At 43.0% G+C, this 5,238-nt stretch carries 2 protein-coding genes and 1 pseudogene; all 3 read right to left on the bottom strand.

The annotated features are described in order from the left end of the window. Nucleotides 1-820, bottom strand: a pseudogene (locus tag VNZ46_RS14655) (hypothetical protein); the annotation flags it as partial. Between the two features lie 44 nt (nt 821-864). Beyond that, nucleotides 865-2,562 carry a RagB/SusD family nutrient uptake outer membrane protein gene (locus tag VNZ46_RS14650; protein WP_325560826.1) on the bottom strand — a complete coding sequence of 566 codons (1,698 nt, stop codon included), beginning with the start codon at nt 2,560-2,562 and terminating at the stop codon, nt 865-867. Nucleotides 2,563-2,592: 30 nt separating this feature from the next. Beyond that, the coding region (locus VNZ46_RS14645) for a TonB-dependent receptor (protein WP_325560825.1) at nt 2,593-5,238 on the bottom strand (2,646 nt) is incomplete at its 5' end.

Genomic DNA, 5,238 nt, shown 5'->3' with positions numbered 1-5,238 from the left:
TTTTATCATCAGGTGAACCATAAATACCACCCGGACCAGTAACATCAGTAAACTGTTTCCGTTCAATGATCTTCCAGGTATTTCCGTCCCAACTTGCTAAAACACCCTTTTCTTCCGTGTTATGAGGTACGTCGCCAATTTTTAAAATATCTTTGGTGAGTTTAAAAACCGCATCCTCACCATTATTGGCCACCACCAGAAGATTTTGCGCCGTATAGGCACCCTTACCATGCCACCCAGGCACGGGTTTCTCAAAAAGTTTCTTCACCGCAAGCGTATGTACATTTACTTCGTACACCTTGCCTTCCATATCGTAAAAATAGACCATATTGGCCGGATCAGTCAAATGACGTGCAGTGGCCGTCATCCTGCCCGGCATTACAGAAAACGGAATTACCCTTATTTTACCCTGCTCATCAATAAAATAATTACTGGTAATTAACTGCTTAGATTCTTTATGGATCATCCGGTTTGCAGGTGTACCACCTATGCTTTCCGGGTGAATGGTAACATGAAGCTGGTCATCAATGCTATAAAGCTTATCAGAACTTCCTTTGGGCATATGAGGCGAGTAGGTCACCATCCAAAGTTGACCAGCCCAGGGTGTAATGGCACCAATGCCATTTTCACCTCCATCACCATAACTTTTAGTTACATCCTTTTTTAGCCAGTTTTGCTTATCCCAGCTTTCGTTAAATGTTGCCAAATGCGGATAAACACCACTTATTTGCAAGGGCCGTGTTTGAGTATAAGCCAAATGAGTTGTAAAAATGGCTGTACTTAATAAAACGCTAAATTTTAATATCGGGTTTCTTTTCATGTGTGTAGTTTAAATGGCCGAAAAAAAATTCCGGCCATTAAGAATTAGTAATTCGGGTTCTGTGTTAACTTAGGGTTTAAGCGCACCTCCTGCACAGGAATGGGCCATAGGTACTGTTTCGTTTTATCAAAAGCCCTGTTGAACAATATTTTGACATCACTGCCAAATCCGGAATAATCAGCGATACCGTCTGCATCAATTGGTGTTACGCCGGGAAAAGGGAACTTTGCCCGGTTCTGATTAACCGGATCAGGCAAACCGATGATTGGCCTGGTCAATGCTTTCTCTGCCAGTTTCCACCGGATCAGGTCCATATAACGTAAGCCCTCAAAAGCAAACTCTACCCTGCGTTCCCTTCTTACTATCTTTTTCAAGTCCACAGTATTCAAGGTGGTAACCACTGGATAGGATGTGGTTTGATCCACTGTTACGCCATATGCTCTGGCTCTAATCCGGTTTACAGCATCCAAAACCGTGGCATCAGCTTCTCCTAATTCTATTTTTGCTTCGGCATAGGTGATCAGTATTTCTGCATAGCGGATAATAATAGCATCATTGTCTTCAACATGCATATCAGACCAGCTCTGCTCTATTCCTTTCTTGAATACAAAACCGGTGAAACTGGCAAATGGTGCCACAGAACGCGTATCATTATTCGTAACCTTTCTACCCAGCTTCGAACTCCATACCTGCGTGGAGTCTGGATGAGGCGTATAATTATAGCCCAGCCAATAGGTATTGAAAGGCACTACGGTTGCTGCCAAACGTGGATCCCGGTTGGTAAAGGGATTTAAAGGATTATATAAAGAAGATTCGTTGATCGGTTTTCCATCTGTGCACTCAAAAGCGTCCACCAACTCTCTGGTCGGCATTGTTGCCCCAAATCCACCTGCATTTCTGGTCAGCATATCATCTGGTACACCAGAAACTTTTTGCGTCTGGTCACGCGGAATACTGAAAATAATCTCCGTACTTAATTCTCCCGCTTTTTGAAAAAGAGATGCGTAAGAAGCATTCAAAGTATACGAGCCTGCACCTGTTAATTGCATAACAGCTAAGGAAGCTTCTTTAGCTGTTGCCCAATCGTTCATGTACAATGCAGTTCTTGCCTTGAAGGCCAGTGCAGCACCTTTTGTTAGTCTTTTTACCGCTGTACCATAGCTTTGGGGTAAGTTTGAAGCTGCAAAATCAAATTCAGCCTTCAAAAAAGTGTAAATATCAGCTTTGGTCGTTTTGCTCACCTGATTTGCTTCAGCAAGGGGTAGAGTTTTAGTAATCAGGGGTACATCACCAAAATGGGAAATCAATTTAGCGTATTGAAAGGCCCTGATCAGCCGGGCTTCAGCTTCTAAACGGGTGATAACTGCAGCGGGTGTGCTTGCTGCTGCCTTATCTTTGTTTTCTAAAAATGCATTTACCCGTGCAATGGCCTTATAACTGTCGGTCCAGAAAGTGGCTACGTTGGCATCAGACGAATTTAAAGATCCCGCAATGACCGGATTAGATCCACCCCCGCCCCGATAATAACAGTTATCAGAAAAAAACTCTTCCCAGGAGCCGGTCGTCTCCTTTACCGGGCTCCAGAATACCAGTCTGTACAAATCATTTATGGCAAGTTCCAGCTGAACCTGGTTGGTATAAAAACTTTCGGTTGAAGGCGAATCAAGGACATTCAGGTCCAGTTTTTTACAGGATGCGGTAACGATCATCAACATCCACAGGGCTATTATAATATGTTTCATCTGTTTATCATTTAATCTTCTATCAATCTGTTAAAACCTCAGGTTTACCCCGGCCAGAAAAGTGGTTACAATTGGGTATGCAGCATTTCCTGATTCAGGATCTGAATATTTAGGAAATTTACTGCTGGTAAAAAGGTCGTTGGCTGCCAAATAAACCCTAAGTGAGCTGATCCCTATTTTGCTTAAAAGATCCTTCTTAAGGGTATAACCCAGTGTCACATTTTTTAGCCTGAAATAAGACCCGTCAATAAGCCAAAAATCTGATGTTGCATAATTGTTTCCACTTGAGGTGTTGGATAACCTTGGATATTTTGCTGACTGATTTTGTTCAGCGGTATTTGTTTTGCTGTAAAAATTGCCCTCCAGCAAGGCCGGAAAATTGCCGAATTGTTCTTGAAATGGCCGGACAATATCATTGTTTAAGCGGCTTAAGCGCTTGCCTACTCCTTGAAAGCTAAAATTGCAATCAAAACCTTTATAGCCCAGATTCACGTTTCCACCATATTGATAGCGGGGAAGGGAGCCACCTAAAAGAACCCTGTCATTGGCATTAATGATACCATTATGATCGATATCAATATACCGGATGTCTCCTGCAGTTACTGCCGAACTTGTTCTTGGTGTACCCGCAGCGTCGGCAGCAGTTTGATAAATTCCATTTGACAAATAGCCATACCATTCTCTAAACTGGCTACCCTCCATATTGACTTGCTGCCCATCTATTTCCTGCCTGGTACCTTTCATATCCAGGATCTTGGTTCTGGCATCTGACAGGTTAACACCTATACCATAGCTGAATTCATTGATTTTATCTTTCCAGTTTACAGCAATCTCCCAACCTTTCACATCCAAAGTGCCCGCATTCTGTTGAGGCCTTTCAAAACCGATAATTAACGGAATGTCCAGGGGCAATAAAATATCATCTGTTTTTTTCTGAAAGTAATCTCCAGTTAGGCTTAGCCTGTTGTTTAAAAATGCCGCATCAAGACCAATATCAGTGGAACGGGTAGTTTCCCAGGAAATATTCTTTACTGCATAAGTTACCTGGGCGCCGCCACTTAGTGGTACCAGAGATCCATTCTGATAAAATAAAGCTGTAGAAGGATCTATCGTAGCCTGATAAGGGTAGTAACTTTGACTTCCATCTACATTGGTGATCCTTTGATTACCAACGGACCCATAGGATCCCCTAAGCTTCAAATAATTTACCCAATGGACATCCTTCATAAAACTTTCTTCTGAGATTGCCCATCCTGCAGAAAAAGAGGGAAAAGTAGCCCCGCGATAGGCTTTACCAAAACGCGAGGATTGATCATAGCGCAGATTTACCTGTACATAATACCTGTTCAGGTAATCGTAGGTTAACCGGCCAAAAAGTGAATGCAGGCTTTCCTCGCTGGCACTTCCGGAATTGTCTCTCAGCAACTGCGATCCCTGGTTTAAATACGGAAAATCGGTCAATGAAAATCCATCTCTGGACGCACCCAGGTTTTCATTTGAAAAATAAATGCTTTCAAAACCCGCTGTTGCCGCAAAGTGATGCTTATCTGCAAAAGTTTTATTGTAATTGGCCAAAAACTGGCCATTTAGATTATAGGTTTCCGTACGGGTTTCTTTCAGCGTGGTCAAGGGCGTGTTGCTTGCCGAACTTGGTGTACCATCGGGATTGGTATAGGTAATTTTTTTAGAAAAAGCTTTGCTCTTATCAAAATCAAAAGTTGGCGCCACAAGTGCTGTTAATGTTAAATCTTTAATGGGCTTGTAGTTTAATGCCAGCCGGCCTTGCAATTGATTGGAGTTCGCTGTTTTCGTTCCACCCTGTTGTAATTGGGCTAAAGGGTTACGGCCGTCCTTCGCTATGGCATATGCACCGTTGGTATAGGTGGCAGCATAAACAGGAGGCATCAAACGAGCTTCATATATAGGTGTCTGCCCGCTAAAGGGATTGTCTACGGGAGATAATGCATTTACGCGCCTCAAGCCAAGATCTATATTGGCAGTAAGCTTTGAAGTGATTTCTATATCATTATTCACCCTAAACTGACAGCGTTCATAGCTAAAATTATCATAAAAAGCCCCTACCTTCTGATAACCTAATGATGCTTTCGTTTTTATACTTTTTGAACCTGCAGTAAAAACCAGATCATGCTGTTGACGCGGAGCATACTGATGAGACATAATCAAATCCTGCCAGTTGGTATTTGCAAAGGGAAATTTATCTGGATTGGCAGCCCTGTTGGCTTCGAAATTAACAATATAGTCATTGGCATAGGGCCCGGTTGCCGCACCATCATTAACCGCCTGCTCATTAAATAACCGCATGTAAGTTGGTGCATCTGCGTATTTAGGCAATGCTGTCGGTTTTTGCAAGGCATATTCGAAATTATACTCCAGACTGGATTTCCCTTCTGTACCTCTTTTAGTGGTAATCAAAATTACGCCGGCAGCACCTCTTGAACCGTAAATAGCAGCAGAAGCGGCATCTTTCAACACCGTAAGCGTCTGTATATCATTTGGATTAACCAAATCCATACTGCTTACCGGGATGCCATCTACCACAACCAATGGTGAATTGGTATTTAGTGAAGTAACTCCCCTGATCTGGACAGTGGCTCCGGCCCCCGGTGCTGCACTGCTACGCGTAACGGAAACCCCTGGAATTGCCCCTTGCAGAGC

This window comes from Pedobacter sp. (genome assembly GCF_035566355.1).
In the GTDB taxonomy this organism is placed as follows: domain Bacteria; phylum Bacteroidota; class Bacteroidia; order Sphingobacteriales; family Sphingobacteriaceae; genus Pedobacter.
The sequence above is the reverse complement of the archived record's forward strand: the minus strand, read 5'-3'. Positions and strand labels throughout refer to the sequence as shown.